This window comes from Paraburkholderia franconis (assembly GCF_009362735.1).
Classification (GTDB): Bacteria; Pseudomonadota; Gammaproteobacteria; order Burkholderiales; family Burkholderiaceae; genus Paraburkholderia; species Paraburkholderia franconis.
This window is the reverse complement of record NZ_WHNP01000084.1, coordinates 1-25,773: the sequence shown is the minus strand read 5'-3', so window position 1 is coordinate 25,773 and position 25,773 is coordinate 1. Positions and strand designations below refer to the sequence as shown.

Below are 25,773 nucleotides of genomic sequence, written 5' to 3'. Positions count from 1 at the left end.
AGCACTTCGCAACGCATGAACAGGCGCGTCGACGTGTGTTCTCATTCCTGGAAGGCTGGTACAACATACGCCGCCTGCACAGCAGCATCGGTTATTGCTCGCCGCTCGAATTTGAAAACCTGCATGCGCCACATCAACCGACATCGCATCGCGGGTTGCCCACCGCCGGGCAGCGTCATGGGCGAGAGAAGCGCCCCGCTGCCCGTCCGTGGACAACCCGCTGCTCAACGCCCAATGGAGGCTAAATCACATTCAATCTCTGACTGCAGATCGGTCCGCTGAACCGGGTCAACCTCAAAACATGGTGGTTCGTCATAGGAAACCTGCGCGGTTTCCTATGTTGGGAGATGAGGCGGTTTGCCTCATCTCCCAACAGGAGCCCAACCATGACTACTGCCAGCCGAAGCGTCAGTCCGCTGCGTCAACGCATGATGGACGACATGCGCATGCGCCGACTCGCACCGAAGACGCAGGCCAACTATCTGCGTGCGGTTCGGGATTTCACCATCTTCCTCAGCCGCTCGCCCGACACCGCCACAGTCGAGGACTTGCGGCGCTATCAACTGCATCTGGTCGACCACGGCGTGTCGCCAATCTCCCTGAACGCGGCCATCACCGGCCTGAAGTTCTTCTTCGGCACAACACTTGGCCACGAGGAGTTGATGGCCAAGATGCGTCCGATCTATCTCCCGCGCACCTTGCCCGTCATACTCAGCCGCGACGAAGTGAGTCGGCTCATAGCCGCAGCAGGTAACCTCAAGCATCAGAGCGCGCTCGCGCTCGCCTATGGCACTGGGTTGCGCGCCAGCGAAGTGGTGGCCTTGAAGGTCAGCGAAATTGACAGCCAACGCATGACGCTGCGCGTTGAGCAGGGCAAAGGCCAGAAGGACCGATATGCGATGCTGTCGCCGATCCTGGTCGATCGTTTGCGGGTCTGGTGGCGCGTCGCCCGAGCCCAGGGCAAGATGCTCGACGGTGGCTGGTTATTTCCCGGCCTCAACCCAATCGAATCGCTCAGCACCCGTCAACTCAACCGCGCAGTCCATGCAGCGGCACAGGCTGCCGGAATCGACAAGCGCGTGTCGATGCACACCTTGCGTCATAGCTTTGCCACCCATCTGCTCGAGCAGAAGGTCGATATCCGTGTGATACAGGTCATGCTCGGGCACAAGAAGCTTGAGACGACAGCGCTTTATGCCCAGGTCGCCACCGATATTCTGCGTGAGGTAGTGAGCCCTCTTGAGAATTTGCACACCGAGTAAGTCGACATTGTGGCGCATCGCGCGCTCGAGGTGGCCGACGTCTTTCGCTCGCTTGGCCCAACGTGGCGGCAATCCGCCAACCTGAGCCTGGGCCAACTGAAGGTTAAGTCGGCCATTGAACAGTGCCGCAGCGCGGCGCTGGGAGGGCACGTGCTTCGCTGTAAAGGATGTGCGGAGATTGAGATCGCCTACAACTCATGTCGCAATCGCCATTGTCCAAAGTGTCAGGCAAGCGCTGCGCGCCGATGGCTCGAAGCACGCGAGGTGGATCTCCTGCCCGTCGAGTACTACCACGTGGTCTTCACACTGCCGGCCGAAATCAGCGCGATAGCGTATTACAACAAGGCGGTCATTTATGGATTGCTGTTCGATGTCGCCGCCGAGACGCTGCGCACTATCGCTGCCGATCCGAAGCATCTCGGCGCACAGATCGGTGCCACCCTTGTTCTGCATACCTGGGGTTCGGCGCTCACGCACCATCCCCATGTACATGGCATTGTGCCCGGCGGTGGTCTGTCGCTGGACCGAAGCGGGTGGGTGGCATGCAAGCCGGGTTTCTTTCTTCCTGTGCGCGTACTCTCGCGCCTGTTCCGACGACGCTTCCTCGAAGAGCTGGAGGCCGCCTATTGCCGCGGTAACCTGCGCTTCTTCGGCGAACGCGCCGCGCTCAGCGATGTGACCGCATTTGCCGAGTGGCTTGCGCCGATGCGCGCATGCGAATGGGTCGTGTATGCCAAGCGTCCGTTTGCGGGACCCAAAGCGGTGTTGGCCTATCTGTCGCGTTACACGCACCGAGTCGCGATATCCAACCAGCGGTTGGTCGCGCTCGACGACCGTGGCGTCACCTTTCGCTGGAAGGACTATCGCGTCAAGGGACGCACGCGCTACAAGACCATGACGCTCGAAACGGGTGAGTTCGCGCGCCGGTTCTTGCTGCATGTGCTGCCCGGCGGCTTTCACCGCATCCGCCATTACGGCCTGCTGGCAAACCCAGTGCGGCGTGACAATCTGGCGAAGATACGCGAGTTGCTCAGCGAAATGCCTGCCGGCAACAAGCCTGGCTGCGCAATCGCAGCCACTGCGCCAGCGCCAGCAACCTTCGTCTGCCGTCACTGCGGCTCGCCGATGATCATCATTGAGACACTTCAACCCAGCAGACCTATCCGGGCACCACCACCCCTCTAAGCGAGTCTGCAGATGAATGCCATCGCGTCGGCGCACGTACCTGAACTGTCGGCTTCCCGGCAACGAGAGCCCTTAGCAGACGCCTGTGCTCGCCACGGCAAACGGCCAGTTTGGCTTCGGCAGAGTCGGCTCGATAGCGATCCGACACAAACCCGTTGCCGCAATCGTACTCACCCAGGTTCGCGACCACTCGCGTTTCTAGTCAGCATGCTCCCAGGGTGATCGACAAATCGCCATAACGGCGAAAGTGTTCAGACCATGCCGGAGCACTCCGCGGTTTCCTCCCTTGGGGCTTGTAGGACGTCTGCCCGCTCGCATCCACGTGGATCGACGCGCCCGAAGGGTTAGGGCAGGCATCCTACAACCCTAAACATGAAAGCGACATTCGGAGAAAGGACGCCGCGGACGGCCAACCGTCGGATGTGGGCCGGGCCAGCGGACGCTCAGCGTGCCCCATCGATCCGGTGCTCAGTCTCAGACGGCAGTGAGGCAACAGGCTTATGCACAGCAAAATTGGTATTGCCTCTCACCTCGCGCGCTAACCTTAGCCGGGCCAAAACTAATAATTTTAGATAATAACGATAGCAATGCTTCGCCATAACACCGCCCTTATCGGAAAAATCCTAAAAGATCAAAAAAGTAACTTTTAGTAACGCGCTTGACCTATATTGCATTCTGGAAGCTTAAAGAAGCCTAACAATTCTAATTAGGAGGTTATGCTTCAGAACAATTCGCCACGTATCCTGGTTGACATCACATTGGGCAATACCCAACACTCGCGCCCCGCTCACAATACAAGCGGGCAGCGCGCGGGGTTAATTTGTCTTGTCCGAATTTTAAATAATCCGGCAATACTTCGGCCGACTCGTTGCGCCACTGCCGCCGGCGTATCGTCAAACAGTCTTCGATATTTTTATTATTAAAAAAGGAGGCCCATTATTCGAATTTCTCAGTTACTTCTCAATAGACCGTACCATTGATTTATTGGAGCCAAATATGAAGAATCTGGCTTTAGTTACATTGGCTGCGATGCTGATCGCTCCCGCAGCTTGGGCCCAAACCATCAATGCCGCCAATGCGCCCAGCGGAGCACATTTTGCAACTGCCGAGCCGACATGCACCACAGATCAGAATCTGAATGTCAGCTGTACCGCGGCCACCATCGGGGGGGTCGGCAACACTAATATTACAGTGACGCTGACAGCGAGTTACTCAGGCACCGTGACGTGCACAAACGGTGGCGGCAAGCTCGTCGATGTGAAGACGAAGGCCGTAACGTCTGGTTCGGCGCAAGGCATGCCATCTGCCAAGAACGGGCAAATCGCAGTGCCGGCGCTCAGTGTGACGGCGCCGAGCACCGCGTCGTTACTAGCCAATGCCACCTGCCCCAACGGGAACTGGACCAAGTCGCTAGTGGGAAACAGCGTAACCCTTGTGAGTTTCGCGTATACGATCACATTTGATGGCTTCAGCGGGGCTTATTTCAGTATTCCTTGATTGACCTTGGCACAGGCTTCGGCACATTCGACCGATACGGGAAACCCGACACTAGCGAGAGCGTCCTAAGCCAGGGATGGACGTGCCAGCATCCGCTGGCACGTCTGCAACCGGTGGCGGCTGGTACCGTCATCTCATGCGGTGCCACGCCCGCTTTTCCTGAATCATCGGATGCTTGGCCATGCAACAAGACGTTCACCCTGATTGCCGCGTGTGGCATGTCCCACATGCACCGCGCCATTTTTTGCATGCCCGGTGGATGCTGCTGTTCAGTCTGCTGCTTACCGGATGCGGCGGAGGGGATTCCGCCCCGGCATCCATGGCAGCCCCGCAGCAAGCTTCGGCGGGACCGGGCCCATTGGCCGCGCAAAGCACGTCGCCTGGAGGGGGAAAACCGGCACCGTCGCCCGTGACGCACGAAGCTGCCGTACCTTCGGTAGGGTCCGCCAGTATGGTGCAACTCAGCGCGCTACCGTATATGTCATCGCTCTCCGACCGTGAGAAGGCGGGGTTGCTCATGCTGCTGCCCTCCAAGTCGTCTTCGGAACGGATGGCACTGATTAACATGTATCCCAGTCTGGTCAACCTGCCGTTGCAGCAAAAGGAACTGTTGCTGGACCGACTGGAAAAAATCGTCCCGGTCACGGTAAGTGAGCGTCAATGACCGCTTTCCGGTAAGCGGTCGTTGTGCATAAGTTTGAACGACCGAACGTTTCGGATCTCCAGGCTAGACGACTTGGCATGGTCGATGTCCGTTGGATGCGCAAATGCGGCCGTAGTCGGTGCGGCGATCCGAGTGACGGCAACGGGTCGCTTGTTGTCCTCACAATGGGAGGCAACCGCCGTTCAAATGACTCTCGGTCTGACGTCAGAAAAGCTGACCATAGCCGCCGTTGGTCGATGGCCGCGCCAGCGAATTAGTAAGGACTTTCCCGATCTCGTGGCATAGCGATATGCCAGGATGGTTGGTGCTGGGCAACCCATCTGAGAACGGGAAAGTCATGGACAAGATTACTCGTATCGGCGTGGATCTGGCCAAGAACCTGATCCAGGTGCACGGCGTGGACAGCATGGAACGCGTGGTGGTCAGGAAAGCCCTCTCACGGCAGAAGTTTCTCGAATGGTTTGCCAACCTCGCGCCGTGTCTGGTCGCAATGGAAGCGTGCAGCGCAGCCCACTACTGGGCGCGCAAGCTGCGCGCGCTCGGCCGGCCATGAAGTCCGCCTGATCGCGCCGCAGTTCGCGGCGCCCCGCAAGGGCGGCAATCACGTGAAGAACGACAGGCTGGATGCGGAGGCCATCTGCGAGGCCGCGCGCCGACCGCACATGCGCTTTGTGGCCGTCAAAACGGCAGACCAGCAAAACGTGCTGGTGGTGCACCGCATGCGCAGCGGTTTCGTCGAGGAGCGCACCGCGCTGATCAAACCGGCTGCGCGGCGAACTGGTGGAGTTCGGCGTGTTCCTGCCGCAAGGCATCGATGCGTTTCGTGACCATTTCGTCGAGGCACTCGAGGACGGCGACACTGAACTGAACGGTGTCGCGCGCAGTGCGCCGCTGCAAGGCTGGGAGCACCTGCAGGCCCTTGACCGGCAAATCACCTGGTGTGACGCGCAAGTCGCCACACACGTGAAGCACGACAGCAATGCGCAGCGCGTGATGGCGGTCATCGGCATCGGAGCGCTCACCTCCTCGGTCGCCGTCGCGACCGTCGGCGACGCTCGCCTGTTCAAAAACGGCCGCCAATTTGCCGCCTGGATCGGCACGGTTCGCAAACAGAAGAGCAGCGGCGGCAAGACCCGCCTGGGCCGCATCACAAAACAGGGCAACACGTGTCTGCGCACGCTGCTGTTCCAAGGCGCGCGCTCGGCCGTAACGAGCGCCCATCGACGAAGCGACCGGCTCTTGCGCTGGATCGTTCAACTCCAGGCACGCGTGGGCTGGTATCGAACGCTGGTCGCCGTCGCCAACAAGCACGCGCGCATCCTGTGGGCGATTCTGGCTAGGGGCGAGCGTTTCGATCCCTCGTATGTGTCCACTCCCTCAACACCGAGCCAGCCACGGTAGGACCACAGCATGAACAGGTTAATTCGCAGCGTCACCCTAAAAGCGTGACTTCGTAATTCAGGGACGCAAAGGCAAGGATAGCGACAGGTCAGACCGGCTGTGGGCGAACTCGAAAAGCTGTCAGGCGCTACACGAAATGTATTCGCCGTCCAGCGGATGGAGTCCTGCTGCGCGGTTACTATCCGGGCCCGACAAGGCTGATGGCATGGACTCCCGCCCCCTCCGGGGTGCACACTTTCGGAGCCACCTTCGGGAGATTCGAGATGCCTACACTGACCATCGGTCTTGATATTGCGAAAAATGTGTTCCAGGTACACGGTGTCGATCGTAGAGGCACGCCGGTCATGCAGGGTAAGCTGCGCCGGGCTGACGTATTAAAGTTCTTCTCAAAGCTGAAGCCGAGTCTGGTAGGTATCGAGGCCTGTCACGGTTCCCATTACTGGGCGCGTAAATTGACCTTCCTTGGGCACACAGTACGGCTGCTGCCAACGCAGTATGTGAAACCATTCCGGGTTGGGGGAAAGAACGACGCGAATGATGCTGCCGCTATTTGCGCAGCTGTTTCGCGACCCGGCATTCACCCCGTGCCCATCAAGAGCGCCGAGCAGCAGTCGCTGCAGTCTGTTCACCGCATGCGCGAGCGACTCATCCACGAACGAACCGCGAAGTCGAACCAGATCCGCAGCATGTTTGCCGAAGAGGGATTCATCTTCCCGACGGGCATTCCTCAGTTGAGGCAAGGTATCGTTGCACTCGTCAACGATTGCGATGCCCGGATCACACTCCTGCTGCGGCGGCTGGGATCGATGTACCTCGAACAGCTGGCGGCCCTGCAGCAATGGGTCGAGGAACTCGCTACCGAGATCACCGAAATATTCAAACGCAATGAAGGTTGCAGGCGACTTGCTACGGTTCCTGGCATTGGCCCCCTTGTAGCCACCGCATTGTTCAGCAGCGTTGGAGATCCTTCGCAGTTCAAGAACGGGCGACAGTTCGCGGCATGGTTGGGCTTGACGCCGACGCAACGATCAGGCGGCGGCAAGTCGAGGCTGGGCGGCATTACAAAACGCGGCGATACTTATCTCCGGACTCTGCTTGTACAAGGTGCGCGCGCAGTGATGCGTTTCGTGAATCGCCGCGATGACCGGCATAGCCGATGGATCAAAGCCGTGATGCAACGCCGTCACATGAGCGTCGCGGCAATCGCTCTGGCGAACAAAACGGCACGCATCGCCTGGGCGATATTGACGAGCAATGATAGCTTCAAGGTGGTGTAGCACCTGTAACATCTGAAGTACTTTCAGCCTCTTCGCGATTGCGCAAGAAGCGGTGAGCATGGCGAACCGGTCGGACCGGCGCTTGCAGATCCTGATATATGCGGCGGCTGCAGTACGAAGCCAGAAGGCCGATGAGGGGCAAGCGCGCAAACTTCCATGATGGCTCGTGCCCATAGTAGGCACATCAGAAGCCGGATGTACGGACGCAGTCGGGACCTTCAAAATGCAAACCAATCTTGCTCATAGGCGGGGGTCCATGTACGTTTATAGGCATGCAGTCTGTCACGTCGGCACGCTATCAGAATTAGCGGGCAGAATAGCGCTTATGTGAACTCGGCTTGCGGAATTAACGAAAAACGTCAATGCCGCGCGCCATCTGATCGACCGTAAGCGGTAGATCTACCGCACATGGATCAAGTTCTGGCTCGACGAACTCGCACCCAAGGTTTTGCCCGAAAGTCTGCTCGGCAAGGCAATCACCGCGTCAGCTTCGCAAGGCGAGGGAGCAGTTCGAGTGCACTGTCGCGGTTGATCGCCGCATGCTGTTCTGAGGATAGACCGCCTTAGGCATCAAACATCGCGGTGAACGACGCGCCCACCGACGCCGGCGCATATGGATAGTCGCTGCCATACAGGATGTGTCCGGGTTTCGCGAACGTCGTGAGGCTCGGCAGCGCCGCCGGACTCGAAGACAACGCCATGTCGAAATAGAAGCGCTGAAAGAGCACAAGGAGGTCATCCGTCAACGGCACGTCGGCACGCACGCCGGGCGCCAGTTCGGCGCAGCGGTATGCCACATACGGCAGGAAGCCGCCCGCGTGGGACAGGATCACGCGCACGTTCGGATAACGGCCAATCACGCCGTTGAGCACGAGCTGGACTGCGGTGCGCGTCGTGTCGAATGGATAGTCGAGCATCGGTCCGGGCATGCCCCTTAACGTCTCGATGCCCGGCTTGGCCGGGTGAACGAACACGACAGCATGGCGCCGGTCGAGCGCGGCCCACATGGGTTCGAATGCGGGATCGCCGAGATACTGGCCACCATAGTTGCTGAGCAGGACGACGCCGTCGGCGCTCAGCGCGTCGAACGCATGATCGATCTCAAGCAGCGCGCCGGTCATGTCCGGGAGCGGGATGGTGACGAAATGGCCGAAGCGCGCCGGATATCGGGCGACGATGTCGGCCGTGTATTCGTTGACTCGGCGCGCGATGTCACGCTTCTCATGGGCGGACCATCCCTGCACGCCAGGTGCGGTCAGCGACAAGACGCCGGTGGCGATCTGCAGCTTGTCCATGAACGCAATAGCGCTGTCAGGACTCCACGTAGGCATATGCCAGCCGGATGGATCGCCTCCGTGCGACGGCAGCGTGTCGGCCCAGAACGGCGGGACGACATGTTGGTGGACATCAATACGGTTCTTCGCGGTCACGGTCGGCTCCTGTACGAATAACACTGGGGGTAGCGTCGTGAGATCAGGATGCGCCGACTTGTATTTTCATTCCAATAGATTAAAGTTCGAAATTAGTCACTTTAAGTAATCAATCGATCCACATGGACCTGCGTCATCTGCGCTACTTTCTCGCAGTCGCCGAAGCAGGGCATTTCGGGCGGGCGGCTGAGAGGCTGCACATCGTGCAGCCCGGGCTGAGCGTCCAGATCCGCGCGCTGGAGGAAGAACTGGGCGCCACGCTGTTCGTGCGAAGCACGCGCAAGGTGGCACTGACAGACGCCGGCAAGCTGTTTCTGGTCGAGGCACGGCGGACGATCGAGCAAGCTGAGCGGGCCAAGCGCCTGGTCCAGCGCGCAGCGCGCGGGGAGACCGGTGTGGTACGGATCGGCTTCGTCGGCAATGCGGTCGCAGCAGGGACCTTGTCCGACGACTTGCTCGCGTTTCATGGCGCATGGCCGAACGTCGCGCTCGAACTGCACGAGATGGCACCCGCAGCCCAGCAGGAAGCGATCCTCGCGGATCGCCTCGACATTGGCTACTGCCCGGCGTTCGGCGTCGAATTCGATGCGAAGCTCGCGGTGCGCCTGGTCGGAAGTTGGAGATGGGAGGTCGTGATGAACAGCAGTCATCCTTTCGCGAACCGACGCTCCCTGTCCCCTGCCACGCTCGCTGACGAGCCGTTCATCCTCTATGCAGCCGATGGGGACGACGATGGTCAGCTCACGATCCTGCGTCAGGTGCTGGGAAAGGAACCTCGCATCGCACACAAGGTAAGCAGCACGCTGTCCGTCCTGGCACTGACGGGTGCGGGACTCGGGCTGGCACTCGCGCCCGCGCCGCCGAGCAAGATCGCAGCACCGAATGTGGTCTACCGGAAACTTGCGGGGCGTGGCCTGAAGGCGGAACTGGTCGCAATCAGCCGGATCTGTGGAGAGTGGGGAGCCGTTCAGCGCTACCTTGAGATGCTGGGCAATCGTGCCGCGTGACCATCACCTCGCTGCGCTGATTGTCGTCACTAGCGAGCGATCGTCGTCGACGTGCAGATAAAGACTGGTGTTGCTGAGCGACGCATGCCCGAGGTTGGCGCACACTTCGAATGCTGCGCCGGGTTCGCACAGTCGGGGCGGCCGCGCCGGCGAGACATCCTTGACGATCGTGTGCAGCGCGGCCCGCGTCAGCGGCTGATACGAGGAGCACCCGGGTCTTTGCCGCTCCTCTCCTTTGTCCCGAGACCGCGCCGCTGCCCTTCCTGCAGTCTGTCCCGCCGTAGTGCGCGCTGCACGCGGGGTGTCCTGCGGCATCGGCGCGACGTAATCGTTGACCTCCTGCCAAAGGCCGGGCTCGAGATAGCGGGTGATTGCGGTACGGGCTTGCAGGTGCGCTGTGCACGCGGTCAATGTGACGATGGTGCGGCACGGCGCGGACATCTGGTATGTAATGCATCGAAGCCGCGTGACGATTTCATCAAACTCGAACGGCCAAACGCGTCGTGCCTGCGGAGAAAGCTTTCGTTCCGGCATAGAGCAAGGCCTTAGCAACGAACTCGCGTCCGCGCTGCGCGAGGCTCGTCAATCGCTCGATCTGGCCGCTGCGGCTTTCGCCATACAGACACCACGCGCAAAAGTGCTCGCAGTTGTTGGTCATCAGCCGGTAGCGGTCTTCGCCGAGACGCTGATAGGCGCGGCGAACGGCATCCGCGCCGGCATAGCGCGCATCGGGCGCGCGCACGACCCACATCGCGTGATCGCCGGCGAACTCGTCGCACGACACTTCTTCGACGGGCGCGCGCCTCAGCGAACGTGAAAGGCCTGCATAGTGAATCACCTTGCCGTTGCCCGCATAGATGCCGTGATGCGTATACCAGCGGCGTTGCGTGACGACGTGAGCACCGATGACGAGGCCGGTATCGTCAACCTGATCGAGTGTTTTCGTGGGGTCCGTCATCGCGTTCACCGCAGCCGTAGCCAGTTTGCGCGATGCTCTGCATGGGCGGTGCCAATGGGCGTCCATCAAGCGTGAGCGCCCGATGCGGGCGATTCTGCTGATCCATTTGCCGAGGCCACATGACAGCCGGCTTGATCATTTGATCAAGCGGCGCGTGGTTCATGAGATCGTGAACGCAAGCTCCGGCTTGTGAGCGAGAGGCGCCCCCGTTTTGACGAAATCGTTGAATCGGTTGGGGCGATTTGATCAAATGGTTAAACGCGTCTACGTGTAAATACCGAGCAGACCGTGCAGGGACGTTGAAGAACATCAGGTGTGCCCGCGCGAAAGCAGTTCGGCACGGACCTTGCCTACAATAGGCGTAAAAACGATTACTCGATCCAATAAGGAGACGTCGTGGGAGACAGCACCGCCCGATTTTCGGCGAGCATGCGCGAAGGTCTCGACAACCTGTCGCGTCGCCTGAAGTTCGTCATGCAGGAGGGGCATATCTGGCTCGACGAGAACCGTATGATCCTGCTTCATACGGCCACGCTCGGCGCGTTGCGCAAGGAACTCGTCGATACACTGGGACTCGAGCGCACGCGCGGCCTGTTCACGCGAATGGGTTTTCAGTCCGGCGCGCGCGACGCCGAACTCGCGCGCAAGCTGCGTCCGACGGCGAGCGACTTCGGCTTGCTCGAAATCGGTCCATGTCTTCACGTGCTCGAAGGCAATGTGCGCGTGACGCCAATAGATGTTCATATCGACATCGCGAAAGGCGAGTACTACGGCGACCATCTGTGGGAAGACTCGTTCGAAGCCGAAGTACACCGGCATCTGTTCGGTGTCGGCGACGAGCCCGTGTGCTGGATGCAAGTCGGCTACGCGAGCGGCTATACGTCCTCGCTGATGGGGCGCACGATTCTCTACAAGGAAACGGAGTGCGTCGGTTGCGGCGACCGCAATTGCCGTATCGTCGGCAAGCCGGTCGAGGACTGGCCCGACGGCGAAGAGATGCTCAAGCTCTATCAACCCGACCCCGTGTTCGATACGCTGCTTCAGTTGCAAAGCGAAGTCGAGAGCCTGCGCTCGATGCAGGACGACACGGGGCAGCCCGAAGATCTCGTCGGCATCTCCGATGGTTTTATCGAAGCGTGGCGGCTCGCGCAGCGCGCCGCGCCGAGCGACGTGACGGTGCTGCTGCTCGGCGAAACGGGCGTCGGCAAGGAACGCTTCGCGCGCGGTTTGCATCACGTGAGCCGCAGACGCGACAAACCATTCGTCGCGATCAATTGCGCGGCGATGGCGGAAGAACTGATCGAAGCAGAACTATTCGGCGTGGAGCGCGGCGCGTTTACGGGTGCGCATCAGAGCCGCCCCGGACGCTTCGAGCGCGCCGATGGCGGCACGCTCTTTCTCGATGAAGTAGGCGAGCTTTCGGCGAATGCGCAGGCCAAGTTGCTGCGCGTGTTGCAGGAAGGCGAGTTCGAACGTGTCGGTGATACGCATGTGCGGCGCGTCGATGTGCGCGTGGTGGCCGCGACCAATGTCGATTTGAACGATGCCGTGCGGCGCGGGACATTCCGCAAGGACCTGCTGTACCGGCTCAACGTGTATCCCGTCACGATTCCGCCGTTGCGCGAGCGCTGTGACGATATCCCGTTGCTCGTCGAGCGCTTTATCGCAAAGTACAGTGCGCGGCATGGCAAGCGCGTGCTCGGGCTGACCGATCGCGCGATAACGACATTGCGCGCTTATACGTGGCCCGGCAATGTGCGCGAACTGGAGAACGTAGTCGAGCGCGGTGTGATTCTCGCCGCGCCTGGCGCGCGCATTACCGAGTGCGATCTGTTCGCTTCGCCGCCCGCGGAAGTGGAGTGCGATACGGCTTCGCTCGATGCGAGCGGTCGTCCGTTGCGCCAGAACGCCAGTGCCGCCGATGCGCTCTTCGATCATATGGCGCGCGAGGGCATTCCGCTCGATCGCATTGAGAACATGCTGATCGAAACTGCCGTCGAGCGCGCCGCAGGGAATCTGAGCCAGGCGGCACGGATGCTGGGGATCACGAGGCCGCAGTTGGCGTATCGGTGGCGCAATCGCGATAAGGCATCGGCTTCGGCTTCGGCCGACGAGTGACGGCTTATTTCGCTTGATCCCGTCATTCAGGCCGGTCCACGGGAGCCGGCCAATATTTCTTCAAGTGCTCGGGCACGCGTCTTTGCCACGCGGTAACAACCAGCACGTCATCACTCGCAGACATAAAGCCCGAGCGGCGCGTTTGATCTTTTCATCAAGCGTATCTCCCCGCATCTTCATCTCACCACGCGCTAAACGGCCGTTGCGCCGCTCTGGCTGCGCGGCAATCGAATCCAATTGATCAAACGATGAAGCACGCCTCTCGCGCTTGATGATTTGATCAATCAAAAAAGCAAAAGGCCTCGAAATACAGCGCTATTAAAGATGCCAACTCCCTGTCATGCCCGAAAAGACGTGCATGGCATACCTCCTGCAATAAAGGCTGCAACAGGAGGCCACGATGAATCATCCCCAACCGCTGTTCTCGAGTACTCGACGCTACGTGCGTATCACGAGCCGGCGCGACGGCTATGTCGAGTTCGACTTCTCTGTCGGCGATGCCGACCTTGCCGTCGAACTCATCATGAACAACACGATGTTCGAGCACTTCTGCCGCATCAACGAAGTACAGACACTCGGTGCCGACGACAGCGGAATTGAGCGTTCGAGAGAACGCTGGCGCTTCGAAGGCTGAGGCGAAAGACAAAAGATAAAAGACAAACACCGCATATCAAGCGGATTCATTCGATATAGCACTGACAACACGGAGACAGTTTCATGCAGATCGAAATCAGGACGCTCAAGGTTCAGCCGTTGCGTCAAACCTATGGCCACGTCGCGCGCCGCTTCGGCGACAAGCCTGCGTCGCGCTACCAGGAAGCCACCTACGACATCCAGCCGACTGCGAACTTCCATTATCGCCCGACATGGGCTCCCGCGTTCCAGTTGTACGACACGGCCCGCACGCAGATCGTGATGAGCGACTGGTACGCGCTCAAGGACCCGCGCCAGTACTACTACGGTGCTTATGTCACGGCGCGCGCGCGTCAGCAGGAAGCGGCTGAGACGGCATTCGATCTGGCCGAGCGGCGCGGCCTGCTGACGGGTCTCGCGCTCGAATGGCAAGAGCGGCTGATTGCGGGGTTGCTGCCGCTGCGTCATGTCGAGTGGGGCGCCAACATGAACAACATGCTGTGCGCCGATTACGGCTACGGCACCGCGATCACGCAAGCCTGCACGTATTGCGCGATGGATCGGCTCGGCATTGCGCAGTACATCTCGCGCATCGGTCTCGCGCTCGACGGCAACACGGGCATTGCCCTAGAACGCGCGCGCGTCGCATGGCTCGAAAGCGAAACGTGGCAACCGATGCGCAAGCTGGTCGAAGACATCTTCGTCATCGCGGACTGGTTCGAAACCTTCGTCGCGCAGAACCTCGTGATGGACGGCCTTGTTTATCCGCTCGTCTATCAGCACTTCGATGCGCGCGCAGCGCGTGAAATCGGCGCGAACCTCGCGATGCTCACCGAGTTCGAGCAGCAATGGCAGAACGACCACGTGAAGTGGGTCGATTCGGTGATCCGCACGGTGACGGCCGAATCGCCCGCCAATCAGCAACGTATTGCGGATTGGGCCACGCATTACCAGGCACGCACGATCGAAGCGCTGCGCCCTCTCGCGGCCACGCTGCTCGATGACGACGCCGGGCGCGCGCTCGAAGAAGTCCGCACGCAATTCACCACCCGTCTCGCGAAACTCGGCGCCGTGCCGGTTAGCGCATAACCGATTCGAGGCCGTCATGCAGAACGTCTACATCGCATTGCAGAACACCGACGAAACGCGCGCCATCGTCGCCGCCATTACTTCGCAAAACCCTCAGGCCGCCGTCACCGAGTACCCGGCGATGGTGAAGATCGACGCGCCAGGCAAGCTCGTGATCTCGCGCGAACACGTATCCGAAGAAATGGGCCGCGACTGGAACATCCAGGAACTGCAACTGAACCTCATCTCGCTGTCGGGAAACATCGACGAAACCGACGACGCCTTCACGCTGCACTGGCACGTCTGAGAACACCAGGAGACACACGATGGACGCACGCAAGAAACTCAATCTGAAAGAGAAGTACGCGCTGATGACGCGCGACCTCGGCTGGCAAACCACGTATCAGCCAATGGACGAAGTATTTCCCTATGACAGATACGAAGGCATCGTGATTCACGACTGGGACAAGTGGGAAGACCCGTTCCGCATGACGATGGACGCGTACTGGAAGTACCAGGCAGAAAAAGAACGCAAGCTGTACGCGATCATCGATTCGTTTGCGCAGAACAATGGGCACATGAACGTATCGGATGCGCGCTATATCAACACACTCAAGCTCTTCCTGACGGGCGTCACGCCGCTGGAGTATTCGGCGCATCGCAATTACGCGCATCTTGGCCGGCATTTTCGCGGCGTCGGCGCGCGCGTCGCGTGCCAGATGCAATCGATCGACGAATTGCGCCACTGCCAGACACAGGTGCATACGCTGTCGCTCTACAACAAGTACTTCAACGGCTTTTCCGAATGGCCGCACATGCACGACCGCGTGTGGTATCTGTCGGTTCCGAAGTCGTACTTCGAAGATGCAGCAACGGCCGGCCCGTTCGAGTTCATCACGGCCATCTCGTTCTCTTTCGAGTATGTGCTGACCAATCTGCTCTTCATGCCGTTCATGTCGGGCGCGGCCTATAACGGCGACATGGCGACCGTCACGTTTGGCTTCTCGGCGCAGTCCGACGAATCGCGCCATATGACGCTGGGTCTCGAAGTGATCAAGTTCCTGTGCGAACAGGACCCTGTGAACGTACCTATCGTCCAGCGCTGGCTCGACAAGTGGTTCTGGCGCGGCTTCCGGCTGCTGACGCTGGTCGGCATGATGATGGACTACATGCTCCCCAAGCGCGTGATGTCGTGGTCCGAGGCATGGAAGATCTATTTCGAGGATGCGGGCAGTGCGCTTTTTCAGGATCTCGAACGCTACGGCCTGCGCATGCCGAAGTATCACGAGATCGCGACGCAAACCAAGGACCGCATCACGCACGAAGCCTGGGGCACGTTCTACAACTACGCAGGGGCGGCGGATTTTCATACGTGGGTGCCGTCGGACGAAGAACTCGACTGGCTCTCCGCAAAGTACCCCGAGCATTTCGACCGGCTCTACCGGCCGCGTCTCGAGTACTGGCGCGAACAGCAGCAGGCGGGCAAGCGCTTCTACAACACGAATCTGCCGATGCTGTGCCAGACCTGCCAGATTCCATTGACCTTCAGCGAGCCCGACGATCCGACGAAGATCGCGTACCGCGAATCCACGTATCACGGCATGAAGTTCCACTTCTGCTCGGACGGCTGCAAAGACATCTTCGATGGAGAGCCCGAGAAATACGTGCAGGCGTGGCTCCCCGTGCATCAGATCTATCAGGGCAATTGCGGCGGCGCGACGCTCGACGACGTGCTCGAGTACTACCACATCCGTAATGGCCATGAAAACCTCGATTTTGCGGGCTCACCCGATGAGCGCAACTGGAATGCATGGAAGGGCGCAGGGCAAGAACAGGTCGAAAGCTGAAGCACTCAATGCAAGGCATCAAGCACGATATCCAATGAAGGAGACATGACATGGCGACGATCGCCCTCAAACCCTATGCATTCGAGCCCGCCGACGCCGAAACCAGGTTTCACGGCAAACGGCTGCTCTATATCGGCTGGGAAGACCACCTGATGTTTGCATCGCCGTTCTGCATTCCTGTTTCGCCGGACATGACGTTCGGAGCACTCGTCTCCGATGTGCTGCCCGGTCTGTATGGCGTGCACCCGGACTTCGCGAAGATCGACTGGGACGACGCGCAGTGGCTGCGTTCGGGGCAACCGTGGCAACCCGATTCAGCGTTGTCGATCGCCGATAACGGTCTCGTGCATAAGGATGTGATCCGTCTGCGCACGCCAGGGCTAACCGGCATCAACGGTTCGTACAGCTAGCAGGAGGCAGCGATGGACTACACCGTTCGTATCGAACCGCTCGGCCAGACTATCGACATTGCAGCCGGGCAAACGCTGCTCGATGCGTGCCTGCGTCAGGGCGTGTGGCTGCCGCATGCGTGCTGTCACGGTTTGTGCGCGACTTGCAAGGTGCAGGTCGTGGACGGCGAAATCGATCAGGGCAGTGCGTCGGATTTCGCCTTGATGGACTTCGAGCGGGAAGAGGGCAAGTGTCTCGCCTGTTGCGCCACGCCGATGTCGGACCTCGTGATTGAAGCGGACCTCGAAGAAGATCCGGATGCGCAGAATCTGCCCTTGCAGGACTTCAAAGGCAGTGTCACCGCGATCGACGATGTTACGCCGACCATTCGCGTGATCCGTATGGCCGTGCAAACAGCGCACCCTGTCCAGTTCCAGGCGGGCCAGTACCTGAACCTGAAGGTGCCTGGCTGCGACGATGCACGCGCGTTTTCGATCGCCAATGCGCCGTATGACGGCGAAATCGAACTGCATGTCCGGCGTGTGCCTGGCGGCGCGGCAACGGGCTGGCTGCATGACGAGTTGCAGCACGGCGCGCAACTCGAATTCTCTGCGCCATTCGGCCGCTTCTTCGTGCGAAAGCGGGCACAGGTACCGACCATTTTTCTCGCGGGCGGATCGGGTCTGTCGAGTCCGAAGTCGATGATCGTCGATCTGTTGCATGAAGGATCGACGCTGCCGATCACGCTGATTCAGGGCGCGCGCAATCGCGAAGAGCTGTACTTCGCGGACTTCTTCGAAGAGCTCGCGCGACGGCATCCGAACTTCCGCTATCTGCCGGCGTTATCGGATGAACCGCAAGACAGCGAATGGTCCGGTCCGCGCGGCTATGTCCATGAGGTACTGAAGCAGCAATTCACCGATGCAGCCGGTGTCACGGATTTCCGTGGACATAAAGCCTATTTGTGCGGACCACCGCCGATGATCGAAGCGTGCATCAAGACGCTGATGCAAGGGCGCCTGTTCGAAAAGGACATCTATACGGAGAAGTTCCTGTCGGCGGCCGATGCAGGCGAAGCAGCAAAGAGCCCGCTGTTTCGCATCTGACGTCGTCGCGACCCATTGAACGGAGTGGACGACATGACCTATCGGATCGAAGTCGAAAACACGGGCGATGCATTCGGCTGCGACGCGGATGCGACGGTGCTCAAGGCTATGGCGGCAGCGGGCGGGCGAGGCATTCCCGTCGGCTGTCGAGGCGGCGGATGCGGCGTGTGCAAGGTGCAGGTGCTCAGCGGCCGATATCACGCCTGCAAGATGAGCCGCGCGTGCGTGAGCGCCGACGACGAGGAACAGGGCACGGTGCTCGCCTGCCGTATCACGCCGCTGTCGGATCTGTCGCTGCGTGTAGTCGGAACGATGGCCCGCTGTATCGAGAAAGCCCGCGCGAATGCACACATGCAAGCGCAAGCCCAGGCGCAGTAGACGGATCACAAACACCAGGAGACACATCATGGCATTACAAGGCGTGCTGAGACCCGGCCATATCGCGCTGCGGGTTCTCGAACTCGAACCCGCCGTGCGTCACTACACGGAAGTGCTCGGCCTGCATGAAACGGGACGCGATGCAAAAGGCCGCGTCTATCTGAAAGCGTGGGACGAGCACGATCATCACAGCGTCGTGCTGCGCGAAGCCGATGAGCCCGGCATGGATTACATCGGCTTTCGTGTCGACGGCCCCGCGACGCTCGACAGGCTCGCAAACGCGGTGAAGGATTCGGGGCTCGTCAGCGATTGCAAGTGGATCGAAGCGGGTGAGCATTTGCAGACAGGCATGCGCTTTCGCTTCACGGTATCGACGGGGCATGCGATCGAACTTTTCGCGCACAAGGAGAAGATCGGCACGGCAACCGGCGATGTCAATCCCGACCCGTGGCCCGATGGATTGCGCGGCATGTCGCCGAGCCGCTTCGATCACTGTCTGCTGTATGGCGACGGATTCGACGACACCGTGAAGCTATTCCGCGAAGTACTCGGCTTCTCGCTCACGGAACAGGTGGTCACGCCTGACGGCTTGCAGATTGCCGCGTTTCTCACGTGTTCGAACAAGGCGCACGACATCGCATTCATCCGGCACGGCGAAAAGAACAAGTTTCACCACGCATCGTTCGTGCTCGATTCGTGGGGCGACGTGCTGAAGGCCGCCGATCTGATTTCGAAGCACGACGTCGCGCTCGATATCGGGCCGACGCGTCACGGCATCACGCGCGGCGCGACGATCTATTTCTTCGATCCATCGGGCAATCGCAACGAGGTATTTGCGGGCGGCTATATCCATTACCCGGACAAGCCCGTCATCACGTGGCACGAAAAGGATCTGGGGCGCGCGATTTTCTATCACGACCGCAAGCTCAACGACGCGTTCCTCACGGTGTTGACCTGATCTGCAGCCTCCTTGCGCACAACCTTTTGACAGTGGTGCATCCATGACTGAATTCAAGAACTTCATTGACGGCGAATGGGTCGCGACAGGCCGCACATTCGAGGACCGAAATCCCGTCGACAACAGCGTGATCGGCCTCGTTCACGAAGCGGGACAGGCAGAAATCGACACCGCCGTGCGTGCGGCACAAGCGGCGTTGGATGGTCCGTGGGGCAATTTGACGGTGCAGCAGCGCGTCGATCTGCTGTATGGCGTAGCCGACGAAATCAATCGCCGCTTCGACGATTTTCTCGCTGCGGAGATCGCCGACACGGGCAAACCGCATGCGCTCGCAAGCCATGTCGACATTCCGCGCGGCGCGGCGAACTTCAAGGTATTCGCCGACATGATCAGGAACGTTCCGACGGAAAGCTTTTCGATGGCGACGCCCGACGTCGGACACGCGCTGAACTACGGCGTGCGCACGCCGCGTGGCGTGATCGCGGTGGTGTGTCCGTGGAATCTGCCGCTGCTTCTGATGACGTGGAAGGTCGGGCCTGCGCTTGCGTGCGGCAATACAGTGGTCGTGAAGCCTTCTGAGGAAACGCCCGCGACGGCCACGCTGCTCGGCGAAGTGATGAACAAGGTCGGCGTGCCCAAAGGCGTCTACAACGTCGTACACGGCTTCGGACCCGACTCGGCGGGCGCGTTCCTCACCGCGCATCCCGGCGTGAATGCGATCACGTTCACCGGCGAGACGCGAACGGGCGAAGCGATCATGAAAGCGGCCGCCAACGGCGTGCGCCCGGTGTCGTTCGAACTCGGCGGCAAAAACGCGGGCATCGTGTTCGCGGACTGCGATTTCGATGCGGCTGTCGCGGGCATCGCGCGCTCCGCGTTCGAAAACACGGGACAGGTGTGTCTCGGCACAGAACGTGTCTATGTGCAGCGGCCGATCTATGAGCGCTTCGTCGATGCGCTGGCGGTGCGTGTCCGTTCGCTACGCCCCGGACGGCCGCTCGATGAAGGCACGACGTTCGGCCCGCTGATTTCACAGGAGCATCGAAGCAAGGTGCTCTCGTACTACGAGAAAGCGCGTGCGGAGGGCGCAGTCGTCGTGACGGGCGGCGGCGTGCCGGACATGCCTGCCGGTCTGCAAGCGGGCGCGTGGGTCGAGCCGACGATCTGGACAGGCTTGCCGGAAACGTCGCCCGTGATACGCGAAGAAATCTTCGGACCGTGCTGCCATATCGCGCCATTCGACACGGAAGCCGAAGTGGTCGTCAAAGCGAACGACACACCATACGGACTCGCCGCCACCGTATGGACGCGCGATGCAGCTGTCGCGCATCGGATGGGCCGGGCGCTCGACGTGGGCATCTGCTGGATCAACGCATGGTTCCTGCGCGATTTGCGCACTGCATTCGGCGGCGCGAAGCAATCGGGCATCGGTCGGGAAGGCGGCGTGCATTCGCTCGAGTTCTACACCGAACTGCGCAATGTCTGCGTAAAGCTGTGAGGAATGCGATGACGACACAACTGAAATCAACGCTGACGCCCGCCGCCATCGAGCGTTACGGCGACGAGCTCTATCGCGCGCTGCGTGAAGCGCAACCCGTCGAGCCGCTGTCGGCGCGCGAGCCCGCGATCACCATCGACGACGCATACAGCATCCAGCTTCGCATGATCGAGCGGCGCGTGACGCTGGACGGCGAGCGCGTGATTGGCAAGAAGATCGGCGTGACGAGCCAGGCGGTGATGGACATGCTCGATGTACGGCAACCGGACTTCGGCCATCTGACTTCGGCAATGGTGTTCAATGACGGCGCATCGATCGGTCTTTCTTCGCTGATCGCGCCGAAAGCAGAGGGCGAAATCGCGTTCGTTCTGAAGCACGATCTCGCTGGCCCTGGCGTGACGAATGCCGACGTGCTGCGCGCGACGCAAGCCGTGTTGCCTTGCTTCGAGATCGTCGACTCGCGCATCCGCGACTGGAAGATCCGCATTCAGGATACCGTCGCTGACAACGCTTCGTCGGGCGTGTTCGTGCTCGGCGATAACGCGGTCGATCCACGTGAACTCGATCTCGCGCTCGTCGGCATGACGCTCGAAAAGAATGGCGAGATTGCAGCGACGGGTGCGGGCGCGGCGGCGCTCGGTCATCCCGCGAACGCCGTTGCGTGGCTCGCGAATACGCTGGGCCGCCTCGGCATGACGCTCAAGGCGGGCGAGGTGATTCTGTCGGGCTCGCTTGCCGCGATGGTTTCCGTGCAGGCGGGCGACGTGTTGAGGATGAGCCTGGGTGGCGTCGGCGGCGTTTCGGTGCGCTTTGTCGAAGGAGAACAGTGATGACGCTGAATGACGCAACGATTGAACGCCTTGCAGCGCGGCTCGATGATGCCGAATTGCATCGCAACGCCATCGTCAAGATCACCGACGAGCATCCTGAGCTCGACTGGGCCGATGCGTACGCGATTCAGGATGCGGTGCGTGAGCGCAAAGCGGCGCGCGGCATGAAACTGGCCGGGCTGAAGATGGGACTGACATCGCACGCGAAGATGCGGCAGATGGGCGTGACCGACCCCGTCTACGGATTTCTCACCGACTACGGTGCGTGCATGGACAGTGCCGCGATCGACACGTCCACGCTGATTCATCCGAAAGTCGAAGCGGAAATCGCCTTCGTGACGTCGCGCGAACTGACGGGCCCGGGTTGTCATATCGGCACCGTGCTGGCCGCGACAGATTTCGTCTTGCCCGCCGTCGAAGTGATCGACTCGCGCTACGAGAACTTTCGCTTCGACCTGAAGAGCGTGATCGCCGACAACACGTCGGCGGCGCGCTATGTGATCGGCGGGCGGCATCGAAGCGCGCAAGGCATCGACCTGAAAAACCTCGGCGTCGTGATGGAGAAGAACGGCGAAATCGTCGCGACGGCGTCAAGCGCGGCCGTGCTCGGCCATCCCGCAGCGAGCATCGCGATGCTCGCGAACATGCTGGGCGCGCGCGGCCAGTCGATTCCGGCGGGCACGCTGATTCTGACGGGTGGCGTCACCGAGGCCATCGCTGTCAATGCAGGCGACGCGGTGACGGTGCGCTTTCAGCACCTGGGCAGCGTATCGATGCGCTTCATCTAGACACGGAGACGACCATGCCCATCTTGAATGTTCATCTGCTCGAAGGACGCACCGATGAACAGAAGGCACGCCTGATCGAAGCGCTGACCGAGGCCGCGATGAACGCCATCGACGCCCCGCGCGAATCGATCCGCGTCCTGCTGATCGAAATACCGAAGACCGACTTCGGCATTGGCGGCAGGACCGCACAAGCGCTCGGGCGCTGACTGGCTACGCATATCGACCTCGAAAAGGAAACATACATGACAACCTTGTCAAACGATAACGGGCCGCTGAAGGCGGCCATCATCGGCTCCGGCAACATCGGCACTGACCTGATGATCAAGATCTTGCGCCACGGGCGGCACGTCGCGATGGGCGCGCTCGTCGGCATCGATCCGCAATCGGATGGCCTTGCACGCGCGCAACGGCTCGGCGTGGCGACGACGGCGGGCGGTATCGACGGATTGCTGACGTCGCCGGGCTTCACCGACATTCGCATTGCTTTCGATGCGACATCAGCGGGCGCGCACCGGCGGCATAACGAAGTGTTGCAGGCGCACGGCATCAAGGTGATCGACCTGACGCCCGCTGCAATCGGCCCTTATGTGATTCCTGCCATCAACCTCGACGCCGAACTCGACGCGCCGAACATCAACATGGTCACGTGCGGCGGACAGGCAACCATTCCGATGGTGAAGGCGGTATCGAATGTCGCAAAGGTGCACTACGCGGAGATCGTCGCATCGATTTCGAGCCGCTCGGCAGGACCCGGCACGCGAGCGAACATCGACGAGTTCACGGAGACGACCTCGAAAGCAATCGAAGTGCTGGGCGGCGCGACGCGCGGCAAGGCGATCATCATCCTGAACCCCGCTGAACCGCCGCTGATGATGCGCGACACCGTCTTCACGCTATCCGATCCCGCCGATCGAGATGCAATCGAAGCGAGCGTCAATGAAATGGCCGCGCGTGTGCAGCGTTACGTGCCTGGCTACCGGCTCAAGCAGCGCGTGCAGTTCGATGTGTTCGACGAGCGCAATCCGCTCAACGTGCCGGGGCTTGGCGGGATGACGGGCCTGAAGACGTCGATCTTTCTCGAAGTGGAAGGCGCGGCGCACTACCTGCCTGCGTACGCTGGCAATCTGGACATCATGACGTCGGCGGCTCTTGCGTGCGCCGAACGTATCGCTGAAACGCGGCTCGCGCCGCTAGCCGTGTGAGGGGCACGAGATGAACGGTCGCAAACTCTATATCTCCGATGTAACGCTGCGCGATGGCAGCCATGCTATCCGTCATCAGTACAGCATCGCCAATGTTAAGGCGATTGCGAAGGCACTCGACGATGCGCGCGTCGATTCGATCGAAGTCGCGCACGGCGACGGTCTGTCGGGTTCGAGCTTCAACTACGGGTTCGGCGCGCATAGCGATATCGAATGGATTGCCGCCGCGGCGGAAACGGTGGCGCACGCGAAGATCGCGACGCTGCTGCTGCCCGGCGTCGGCACCGTGCACGATCTGCGCAATGCGTACGATGCGGGCGCGCGCGTCGTCCGTGTCGCGACGCATTGCACGGAAGCCGACATGTCGAAGCAGCACATCGAATATGCGCGCGAACTCGGCATGGACACCGTCGGCTTTCTGATGATGAGCCACATGACGACGCCACAAGCGCTCGCGCAGCAGGCAAAGCTGATGGAGCGATTTGGCGCGACGTGTGTGTATGTGGTCGATTCGGGCGGCGCGTTGGCGATGGAGGACGTGCGTGAACGCTTCCGCGCATTCAAGGATGTGCTGGATGCGAACACGCAAACGGGCATTCACGCGCACCACAATCTGTCGTTGGGCGTCGCGAATTCGATGGTCGCCGTCGAGGAAGGTTGTGACCGCATCGACGCGAGCCTCGCTGGCATGGGCGCGGGCGCGGGCAATGCGCCGCTCGAAGTGTTCATCGCGGCTGCCGACCGGCTCGGCTGGAACCACGGCTGCGATGTGTACGGCCTGCTCGATGCCGCCGACGATATCGTGCGGCCGCTTCAGGACCGCCCTGTGCGCGTCGATCGCGAAACGCTTGCGCTCGGTTATGCAGGCGTCTATTCGAGCTTTCTGCGTCACGCCGAAGCGGCCGCTGCGAAATACGGCCTGAAGACGGTCGACATACTCGTCGAACTTGGACGCCGCCGCATGGTTGGCGGACAGGAGGACATGATCGTCGACGTCGCGCTCGACCTCGCGAAGTGATGCGCTAAAGCGCTGTATCTCTCACCAGAACAAATACCCGGAGACGTCAATGAAATTTCGAATCGCCGTCAGGCGAGGGACGCTGCTTGCCTGCGCGTGCGCAACCGCGATGTTCTGCGCGAGCGCGCGAGCCACGGAAGGCGGCAGCGACACGATCGGAGAAGGTGCGGAAGGCTTTTTTGCGGGCGCACTGCCGCCCGCAGGGTTCTACGGCCTGCTGTACTACACGCACTATCACGCGAGTCGGTTCAACGATTCGCACGGCAACAGTTCGATATCCGGATTCAAACTCGACGCCGATGTGCTGATTCCGCGTCTGATCTATATGTCGAACCTGTCGGTGCTAGGCGGCCGGTATGGCGCGTACGCATTGCTGCCGATGGAGCGTCTCTCGCTGGATGCAGGCGGTTCGTCTTTCGACCGGACCAATCTCGGCGACCTGATTGGAAGCCCCGCGATGATCGCCTGGGGTGAAGGCTCGCTGCGCACGGTAGCCGCGCTCGAATTCGTTTTTCCAACCGGACAGTACGACAGGAATTCGCCGCTGAATACGGGCAAGAACTACTTCACGATCCGGCCTGTTTTCGGCGTGAGCTGGTTTCCGTATCCGGGGTTCGAAATGTCGGCGAAGTTCACGTATAGCTTCAACACGACGAACACAGCAACCGATTACCACTCGGGACAACTGTTTCACTTCGACTATGGCGCGAGCTATGCGGTGACGACGTCGGCGCGTATCGGCGTTGCAGGCTATTTCGTCAAGCAGACCACTAACGACGTGCAGAACGGACAGCCCGTGAATGGCGATGGATTTCGCGGGCAGGTCTTTGCGATCGGTCCTGGCTTTCGCTATGAGTTCAAGAAGGGCAGCATCGACATTCGCGTCGTGAAAGAACTGTTGGTGCGCAATCGCCCTTCGGGTGAAGCGGTCTGGGCACGCGCGGTGATTCCTTTCTGATCTTACTCATAGATCAGAAATATAGGCGACAGACGGATGCCTGAAAAACGAGCGCACGAGTTCTGGGTTTTGCTGGACCTGTGCAAGTTGGTCGTGAACTTTCGGACCGAGCTTTTCGCCCTTGCGCAAGGGATTTCGCGCGACGCCTGTGCGCTTCACGTGGCTCCACACCAACTCATCCGGGTTGAGGTCCGGTGCATAACCGGGCAGAAAGTGCAGGGTCAGTTTGCCGTTAGTACTGGCAACGTAGTCCTTCACGACGGCCTTTTTGTGTGCGGGCAGTCCGTCGACAATCAGATG

General features: G+C 60.5%; 26 protein-coding genes and 2 pseudogenes. 24 read left to right on the top strand and 4 right to left on the bottom strand.

The genetic code is table 11. The features are described 5' to 3' along the window. The 7 genes and pseudogenes from GCT13_RS50010 to GCT13_RS40705 form a co-directional block, all read left to right on the top strand. The coding region (locus GCT13_RS50010) for an IS3 family transposase (protein ID WP_407670898.1) at positions 1 to 245 on the top strand (245 nt) is incomplete at its 5' end. A 141-nt stretch (positions 246 to 386) separates the two neighbouring features. After that, positions 387 to 1,262 (top strand): tyrosine-type recombinase/integrase, encoded by an 876-nt coding sequence (locus tag GCT13_RS40730; RefSeq protein ID WP_152767513.1) that lies wholly within the window; start codon positions 387 to 389, stop codon positions 1,260 to 1,262. A gap of 9 nt (positions 1,263 to 1,271) precedes the next feature. Beyond that, positions 1,272 to 2,447 (top strand): IS91 family transposase, encoded by a 1,176-nt coding sequence (locus tag GCT13_RS40725; RefSeq protein WP_407670930.1) that lies wholly within the window; start codon positions 1,272 to 1,274, stop codon positions 2,445 to 2,447. A gap of 996 nt (positions 2,448 to 3,443) precedes the next feature. Further along, positions 3,444 to 3,944, top strand: coding sequence for a hypothetical protein (locus tag GCT13_RS40720; protein WP_152767512.1), 501 nt, complete (start codon positions 3,444 to 3,446; stop codon positions 3,942 to 3,944). A gap of 181 nt (positions 3,945 to 4,125) precedes the next feature. After that, positions 4,126 to 4,608, top strand: coding sequence for a hypothetical protein (locus tag GCT13_RS50005; RefSeq protein ID WP_227747264.1), 483 nt, complete (start codon positions 4,126 to 4,128; stop codon positions 4,606 to 4,608). 337 nt (positions 4,609 to 4,945) lie between these two features. Next, a pseudogene (locus GCT13_RS40710) lies at positions 4,946 to 6,009 on the top strand (IS110 family RNA-guided transposase). 263 nt (positions 6,010 to 6,272) lie between these two features. After that, positions 6,273 to 7,286: an IS110 family RNA-guided transposase gene (locus tag GCT13_RS40705; RefSeq protein WP_152767511.1), complete on the top strand. Its 1,014-nt coding sequence runs from the start codon at positions 6,273 to 6,275 to the stop codon at positions 7,284 to 7,286. Between the two features lie 476 nt (positions 7,287 to 7,762). On the opposite strand, the pseudogene GCT13_RS40700 reads toward GCT13_RS40705, so the two are convergent. After that, positions 7,763 to 8,716 (bottom strand): annotated as a pseudogene (locus GCT13_RS40700) (amidohydrolase family protein). A 122-nt stretch (positions 8,717 to 8,838) separates the two neighbouring features. Here GCT13_RS40700 and GCT13_RS40695 point away from each other — a divergent pair. Beyond that, positions 8,839 to 9,723, top strand: a complete 885-nt coding sequence (locus GCT13_RS40695) for a LysR substrate-binding domain-containing protein (RefSeq protein ID WP_152767510.1) — start codon at positions 8,839 to 8,841, stop codon at positions 9,721 to 9,723. 3 nt (positions 9,724 to 9,726) lie between these two features. Here GCT13_RS40695 and GCT13_RS40690 read toward each other — a convergent pair whose 3' ends face one another. Both GCT13_RS40690 and GCT13_RS40685 read right to left on the bottom strand, forming a co-directional pair. Then, entirely contained in the window at positions 9,727 to 10,257 is a 531-nt protein-coding gene (locus tag GCT13_RS40690) for a hypothetical protein (RefSeq protein ID WP_152767509.1), read from the bottom strand. Next, the gene (locus GCT13_RS40685) at positions 10,202 to 10,681 is read right to left on the bottom strand and encodes a lecithin retinol acyltransferase family protein (RefSeq protein WP_152767508.1); all 480 of its coding nucleotides are present in this window, start codon (positions 10,679 to 10,681) and stop codon (positions 10,202 to 10,204) included. Before GCT13_RS40685 ends, GCT13_RS40690 begins: the two co-directional genes overlap by 56 nt. A gap of 396 nt (positions 10,682 to 11,077) precedes the next feature. Between GCT13_RS40685 and GCT13_RS40680 the strand changes: the two genes are divergently transcribed. The 16 genes from GCT13_RS40680 (at position 11,078) to GCT13_RS40605 (ending at position 25,473) form a co-directional block, all read left to right on the top strand. After that, positions 11,078 to 12,799: a sigma 54-interacting transcriptional regulator gene (locus GCT13_RS40680; protein WP_321574947.1), complete on the top strand. Its 1,722-nt coding sequence runs from the start codon at positions 11,078 to 11,080 to the stop codon at positions 12,797 to 12,799. A gap of 400 nt (positions 12,800 to 13,199) precedes the next feature. After that, positions 13,200 to 13,433: a phenol hydroxylase subunit gene (locus tag GCT13_RS40675; RefSeq protein ID WP_152767507.1), complete on the top strand. Its 234-nt coding sequence runs from the start codon at positions 13,200 to 13,202 to the stop codon at positions 13,431 to 13,433. 83 nt (positions 13,434 to 13,516) lie between these two features. Further along, positions 13,517 to 14,521, top strand: coding sequence for an aromatic/alkene monooxygenase hydroxylase subunit beta (locus GCT13_RS40670; protein ID WP_152767506.1), 1,005 nt, complete (start codon positions 13,517 to 13,519; stop codon positions 14,519 to 14,521). 16 nt (positions 14,522 to 14,537) lie between these two features. Beyond that, on the top strand, positions 14,538 to 14,807 hold the full coding sequence (locus GCT13_RS40665; protein ID WP_087737119.1) for an MmoB/DmpM family protein: 270 nt from the start codon (positions 14,538 to 14,540) through the stop codon (positions 14,805 to 14,807). A gap of 19 nt (positions 14,808 to 14,826) precedes the next feature. Continuing rightward, on the top strand, positions 14,827 to 16,347 hold the full coding sequence (locus GCT13_RS40660) for an aromatic/alkene/methane monooxygenase hydroxylase/oxygenase subunit alpha (protein ID WP_152767505.1): 1,521 nt from the start codon (positions 14,827 to 14,829) through the stop codon (positions 16,345 to 16,347). 50 nt (positions 16,348 to 16,397) lie between these two features. Continuing rightward, complete coding sequence (locus GCT13_RS40655; RefSeq protein WP_152767504.1) at positions 16,398 to 16,757, top strand: phenol hydroxylase subunit P4; 360 nt, start codon at positions 16,398 to 16,400, stop codon at positions 16,755 to 16,757. Positions 16,758 to 16,769: 12 nt separating this feature from the next. Beyond that, positions 16,770 to 17,843, top strand: a complete 1,074-nt coding sequence (locus GCT13_RS40650; protein ID WP_152767503.1) for an NADH:ubiquinone reductase (Na(+)-transporting) subunit F — start codon at positions 16,770 to 16,772, stop codon at positions 17,841 to 17,843. Between the two features lie 33 nt (positions 17,844 to 17,876). Further along, positions 17,877 to 18,221 carry a 2Fe-2S iron-sulfur cluster-binding protein gene (locus GCT13_RS40645; protein WP_152767502.1) on the top strand — a complete coding sequence of 115 codons (345 nt, stop codon included), beginning with the start codon at positions 17,877 to 17,879 and terminating at the stop codon, positions 18,219 to 18,221. 28 nt (positions 18,222 to 18,249) lie between these two features. Then, positions 18,250 to 19,179, top strand: a complete 930-nt coding sequence (locus GCT13_RS40640; protein ID WP_152767501.1) for a catechol 2,3-dioxygenase — start codon at positions 18,250 to 18,252, stop codon at positions 19,177 to 19,179. 43 nt (positions 19,180 to 19,222) lie between these two features. Then, the gene (locus GCT13_RS40635) at positions 19,223 to 20,677 is read left to right on the top strand and encodes a 2-hydroxymuconic semialdehyde dehydrogenase (protein ID WP_152767500.1); all 1,455 of its coding nucleotides are present in this window, start codon (positions 19,223 to 19,225) and stop codon (positions 20,675 to 20,677) included. A gap of 8 nt (positions 20,678 to 20,685) precedes the next feature. Further along, entirely contained in the window at positions 20,686 to 21,507 is an 822-nt protein-coding gene (gene dmpE, locus GCT13_RS40630; protein WP_152767499.1) for a 2-oxopent-4-enoate hydratase, read from the top strand. Continuing rightward, positions 21,507 to 22,295 (top strand): 2-oxo-3-hexenedioate decarboxylase, encoded by a 789-nt coding sequence (gene dmpH, locus GCT13_RS40625; RefSeq protein ID WP_152767498.1) that lies wholly within the window; start codon positions 21,507 to 21,509, stop codon positions 22,293 to 22,295. Before dmpE ends, dmpH begins: the two co-directional genes overlap by 1 nt. Positions 22,296 to 22,309: 14 nt before the next feature. Continuing rightward, entirely contained in the window at positions 22,310 to 22,501 is a 192-nt protein-coding gene (locus GCT13_RS40620; protein WP_152767497.1) for a 2-hydroxymuconate tautomerase, read from the top strand. A gap of 36 nt (positions 22,502 to 22,537) precedes the next feature. Continuing rightward, positions 22,538 to 23,497 carry an acetaldehyde dehydrogenase (acetylating) gene (locus tag GCT13_RS40615; RefSeq protein ID WP_152767496.1) on the top strand — a complete coding sequence of 320 codons (960 nt, stop codon included), beginning with the start codon at positions 22,538 to 22,540 and terminating at the stop codon, positions 23,495 to 23,497. Between the two features lie 10 nt (positions 23,498 to 23,507). Then, complete coding sequence (dmpG, locus tag GCT13_RS40610) at positions 23,508 to 24,515, top strand: 4-hydroxy-2-oxovalerate aldolase (protein WP_152767495.1); 1,008 nt, start codon at positions 23,508 to 23,510, stop codon at positions 24,513 to 24,515. Between the two features lie 49 nt (positions 24,516 to 24,564). Continuing rightward, entirely contained in the window at positions 24,565 to 25,473 is a 909-nt protein-coding gene (locus GCT13_RS40605; RefSeq protein WP_227747263.1) for a SphA family protein, read from the top strand. A 6-nt stretch (positions 25,474 to 25,479) separates the two neighbouring features. Here GCT13_RS40605 and GCT13_RS40600 read toward each other — a convergent pair. Beyond that, a partial coding sequence (locus GCT13_RS40600; RefSeq protein WP_193727897.1) for a transposase occupies positions 25,480 to 25,773 on the bottom strand: 294 nt, incomplete at its 5' end.

Bases quoted from the DNA above. Each gene is read 5' to 3' on its own strand.
- GCT13_RS40660 (WP_152767505.1), top strand. From the start codon at position 14,827: ATGGACGCACGCAAGAAACTCAATCTGAAAGAGAAGTACGCGCTGATG.
- GCT13_RS40605 (WP_227747263.1), top strand. From the start codon at position 24,565: ATGAAATTTCGAATCGCCGTCAGGCGAGGGACGCTGCTTGCCTGCGCG.
- dmpH (WP_152767498.1), top strand. From the start codon at position 21,507: ATGACGCTGAATGACGCAACGATTGAACGCCTTGCAGCGCGGCTCGAT.
- GCT13_RS40640 (WP_152767501.1), top strand. From the start codon at position 18,250: ATGGCATTACAAGGCGTGCTGAGACCCGGCCATATCGCGCTGCGGGTT.
- GCT13_RS40655 (WP_152767504.1), top strand. From the start codon at position 16,398: ATGGCGACGATCGCCCTCAAACCCTATGCATTCGAGCCCGCCGACGCC.
- GCT13_RS40720 (WP_152767512.1), top strand. From the start codon at position 3,444: ATGAAGAATCTGGCTTTAGTTACATTGGCTGCGATGCTGATCGCTCCC.
- GCT13_RS40705 (WP_152767511.1), top strand. From the start codon at position 6,273: ATGCCTACACTGACCATCGGTCTTGATATTGCGAAAAATGTGTTCCAG.
- GCT13_RS40665 (WP_087737119.1), top strand. From the start codon at position 14,538: ATGCAGAACGTCTACATCGCATTGCAGAACACCGACGAAACGCGCGCC.
- GCT13_RS40675 (WP_152767507.1), top strand. From the start codon at position 13,200: ATGAATCATCCCCAACCGCTGTTCTCGAGTACTCGACGCTACGTGCGT.
- GCT13_RS40645 (WP_152767502.1), top strand. From the start codon at position 17,877: ATGACCTATCGGATCGAAGTCGAAAACACGGGCGATGCATTCGGCTGC.
- GCT13_RS40635 (WP_152767500.1), top strand. From the start codon at position 19,223: ATGACTGAATTCAAGAACTTCATTGACGGCGAATGGGTCGCGACAGGC.
- dmpG (WP_152767495.1), top strand. From the start codon at position 23,508: ATGAACGGTCGCAAACTCTATATCTCCGATGTAACGCTGCGCGATGGC.
- dmpE (WP_152767499.1), top strand. From the start codon at position 20,686: ATGACGACACAACTGAAATCAACGCTGACGCCCGCCGCCATCGAGCGT.
- GCT13_RS40730 (WP_152767513.1), top strand. From the start codon at position 387: ATGACTACTGCCAGCCGAAGCGTCAGTCCGCTGCGTCAACGCATGATG.
- GCT13_RS40695 (WP_152767510.1), top strand. From the start codon at position 8,839: ATGGACCTGCGTCATCTGCGCTACTTTCTCGCAGTCGCCGAAGCAGGG.
- GCT13_RS40620 (WP_152767497.1), top strand. From the start codon at position 22,310: ATGCCCATCTTGAATGTTCATCTGCTCGAAGGACGCACCGATGAACAG.
- GCT13_RS40650 (WP_152767503.1), top strand. From the start codon at position 16,770: ATGGACTACACCGTTCGTATCGAACCGCTCGGCCAGACTATCGACATT.
- GCT13_RS40670 (WP_152767506.1), top strand. From the start codon at position 13,517: ATGCAGATCGAAATCAGGACGCTCAAGGTTCAGCCGTTGCGTCAAACC.
- GCT13_RS40685 (WP_152767508.1), bottom strand. From the start codon at position 10,681: ATGACGGACCCCACGAAAACACTCGATCAGGTTGACGATACCGGCCTC.
- GCT13_RS40690 (WP_152767509.1), bottom strand. From the start codon at position 10,257: ATGCCGGAACGAAAGCTTTCTCCGCAGGCACGACGCGTTTGGCCGTTC.
- GCT13_RS50005 (WP_227747264.1), top strand. From the start codon at position 4,126: ATGCAACAAGACGTTCACCCTGATTGCCGCGTGTGGCATGTCCCACAT.
- GCT13_RS40615 (WP_152767496.1), top strand. From the start codon at position 22,538: ATGACAACCTTGTCAAACGATAACGGGCCGCTGAAGGCGGCCATCATC.